At 59.4% G+C, this 2,675-nt stretch carries 4 protein-coding genes; 2 read left to right on the top strand and 2 right to left on the bottom strand.

Annotated features, from left to right (window positions below; all coding sequences use genetic code 11):
- Both uppS and WA354_RS13560 read left to right on the top strand, forming a co-directional pair.
- Positions 1-675, top strand: a 675-nt coding sequence (gene uppS, locus WA354_RS13565; RefSeq protein WP_472813549.1) for a polyprenyl diphosphate synthase, incomplete at its 5' end; no start/stop codon positions are given.
- Entirely contained in the window at positions 645-950 is a 306-nt protein-coding gene (locus WA354_RS13560; protein WP_472813548.1) for a hypothetical protein, read from the top strand. The genes uppS and WA354_RS13560, both read left to right, overlap by 31 nt.
- 18 nt (positions 951-968) lie before the next feature.
- Here WA354_RS13560 and tsf read toward each other — a convergent pair whose 3' ends face one another.
- Positions 969-1,622, bottom strand: coding sequence for a translation elongation factor Ts (gene tsf, locus WA354_RS13555; protein ID WP_472813547.1), 654 nt, complete (start codon positions 1,620-1,622; stop codon positions 969-971).
- 179 nt (positions 1,623-1,801) lie between these two features.
- A complete protein-coding gene (gene rpsB / locus WA354_RS13550) occupies positions 1,802-2,665 on the bottom strand; it encodes a 30S ribosomal protein S2 (RefSeq protein ID WP_472813546.1) in 864 nt (287 codons plus the stop codon).
- Positions 2,666-2,675: the final 10 nt, after the last annotated feature.

Raw genomic sequence — 2,675 nt, 5'->3', positions numbered from 1 at the left:
GCAGTCCGCCGCGCCGTCGAAAACGCGCCCGGACTGGGCATCCGCGTCTTGACTCTCTACGCATTCTCATCCGACAACTGGGCGCGTCCGACCGAGGAAGTACAAAGTATCTTCTGGATCATCCGTGCCTTTTTACGCCTCGAGTGCGAGCGTCTCCGTCAGCAAGACGCGCGTCTTGAGGTAATCGGCCGCCGCGATCGCATCCCCGGGCCGCTCCTGCGCGAGATTGAACGCACCGAATCCGCAACCGCCAAAGGCCGCAGTCTTCACCTGCGTATAGCCATCGACTACTCCGGGCAAATGTCGATCGCAGCAGCGGTCGCTTTCGCAGCAGCCCAATCCACGCGAGAACAATCACTCTCTCCTGACCAGATACGCGCGGTCATTACCGAGGCACTCACTGCAAACAGCGGCAACGTCGACCTGCTCATCCGAACGGGCGGAGAGCAGCGCATCTCCGATTTCCTGCTCTGGGAATCTGCATACGCGGAACTCGTCTTCACACCCCGCATGTGGCCCGACTTCGATGAGTCCGACCTTGCCTCCGCGCTCAGCGACTTCAAACACCGCGAACGCCGCTTCGGCGCGATCCCCCCCACTCCAGCCCAAGCCTCATCTTTACTCACGGAAACGCGCAGGCATCCTTGCATCACGGCACACTCAAACACCAGTTGAAGCACTTCTTCTACGCATCAGGATGGAAGAAATTCGAGCCGCTCTGGGACATGCTGATCCGCGCCCGCCAGCTTACACGCGTTACGCCACTCCTCGAAGCCGTCCTCTCCCGCGTCACCGGCAAAATGCCGCAGCCCCATGCCGACGAGGCACCCAGCCCGTTCCCAATCATCTCGCCTGACATTCAAACTGTCGCCGGCAGCAATCGCGTACAACAGCAAAGGCCCGGAGCCTATGCTCCGAGCCTCTACTTGCGTCCACCCCCAGGGGGATGAATTCTTCAGATCGCCGACTTATTCCGCCGCTGCTTCCACAGCCTTGGTCTGCGAAACGGTCCACTCCGGCGCACCGACCTTGAAGCGCGCGAAGCGCTTCACAGTGATGTTCTCGCCCAGCTTGCCAACCTTCTGTGCAATCAATTCCTTGATGCTCATAGCCTGGTCCTTGATGAACGGCTGCTCAAGCAGGCAAACTTCCTCGTAGAACTTCGCCATCTTGCCCTCGAGCATTTTCTCCACGATGTTCGCGGGCTTACCGCTCGCGGCTGCTTGAGCGCGATAGATGTCTTTCTCGCGTTCCAGATCCTCGGCGCTTACATCCTCGGGCTTGATGTAGCGCGGATCGCTGGCGGCGATGTGCATCGCGATGTCCTTCAGCAATTCCTGAAAGTCATCGGTGCGTGCCACAAAGTCGCTCTCGCAGTTCACTTCCACCATCACGCCGATCTTGCCGCCGGCATGGATGTAGGTGCCCACCGCGCCCTCGTTCGTCGAGCGCGCAGCCTTCTTTTGTGCAGAGGCCATGCCGCGCTTGCGCAGCACCACGAATGCCTCTTCGATATTTCCCTTGGTCTCCTGCAGAGCCTTCAGGCAGTCGCCCATGGGCGCACCGGATTTCTCGCGAAGTTCCTTCACCAACTTTGCATCTATCTTCTCTGCCACACTCATCTCGCTTCCTTCTCTTTTCCCCAATTCAAAATTACGTTGAAACTATCGGCAGTCGACTGGCTATCACATTCCGCAAAGCCAGCGCGCTTCGCCGAGTTGGCCGCACCGCAGGTGCTGCCCAAAAGAAAAGCGTGGCAACCAGACTGCGCGGCCACGCTTGTCTCGGTCTGCTTAAAAACTTACAGGGCGCGTTCGACCACTTCCTCTTCGTCGATCACCGCTTCAGCCGCCGGAGCCTTGCGAACGCCCGCGCCAAGAGCCGCATCGAAATCGACGTCCTCTACCGGCGCCGCTTCCGCCGCCGCAGGAGCTTCGCTCTCGGCCACCGGAGCCTCTTCCGCAGCGAACGCCTTGTCGCCCACCAGGTTCACGCCCTCGGCCGCCGAATCGGCGATCTTTGAGGTGAACAGGCGAATCGCACGCAGCGCGTCGTCGTTGCCCGGAATCACGTAATCCACCACCGTCGGGTCGCAGTTGGTATCCACCACCGCCACCACCGGGATGCCCAGTTTCCGCGCTTCCTTCACCGCAATCGCCTCATTGTTCGAGTCGACGATGAAGAGCGCATCGGGCAGGCGCTTCATATTCTTGATGCCGGCCAAATTGGCTTGGAGGTGCTTGCGCTCGCGCTCCAGGCGAATAACTTCCTTCTTGGTCAGCAATTCGTAACGGCCGTCCGTGGCCATATCATCCAGTTCCTGAAGGCGCTTCACCGACTTCTGCACTGTCACCCAGTTGGTCAGCAGCCCGCCCAGCCAGCGCTGGTTGATGTACGGCATCCCCGCGCGATTGGCTTCCTCGGCAACTGCATCCTGTGCCTGGCGCTTGGTGCCGACGAAGAGAATCGTCTTGCCGCTCGCGCACAGCTCAGTGACAAACTTGGACGCATCCTTGAAAAGCTTCAGCGTCTTCTGCAGGTCGATGATGTAAATACCGTTGCGCTCGCCAAAGATGTATTCCTTCATCTTGGGATTCCAGCGCTTCGTTTGATGCCCGAAGTGAACACCAGCTTCGAGCAGCTCCTTCATTGTGATCGTGGCCATTGGCCTCCTT

Origin of the sequence: Occallatibacter sp. (genome assembly GCF_049802275.1) — a bacterium.
Classification (GTDB): Bacteria; Acidobacteriota; Terriglobia; order Terriglobales; family Acidobacteriaceae; genus Telmatobacter.
The sequence above is the reverse complement of the archived record's forward strand: the minus strand, read 5'-3'. Positions and strand labels throughout refer to the sequence as shown.

What these genes read in the sequence shown, in the direction of transcription:
- tsf (WP_472813547.1), bottom strand. Translation starts at nt 1,622, where the DNA reads ATGAGTGTGGCAGAGAAGATAGATGCAAAGTTGGTGAAGGAACTTCGC.
- rpsB (WP_472813546.1), bottom strand. Translation starts at nt 2,665, where the DNA reads ATGGCCACGATCACAATGAAGGAGCTGCTCGAAGCTGGTGTTCACTTC.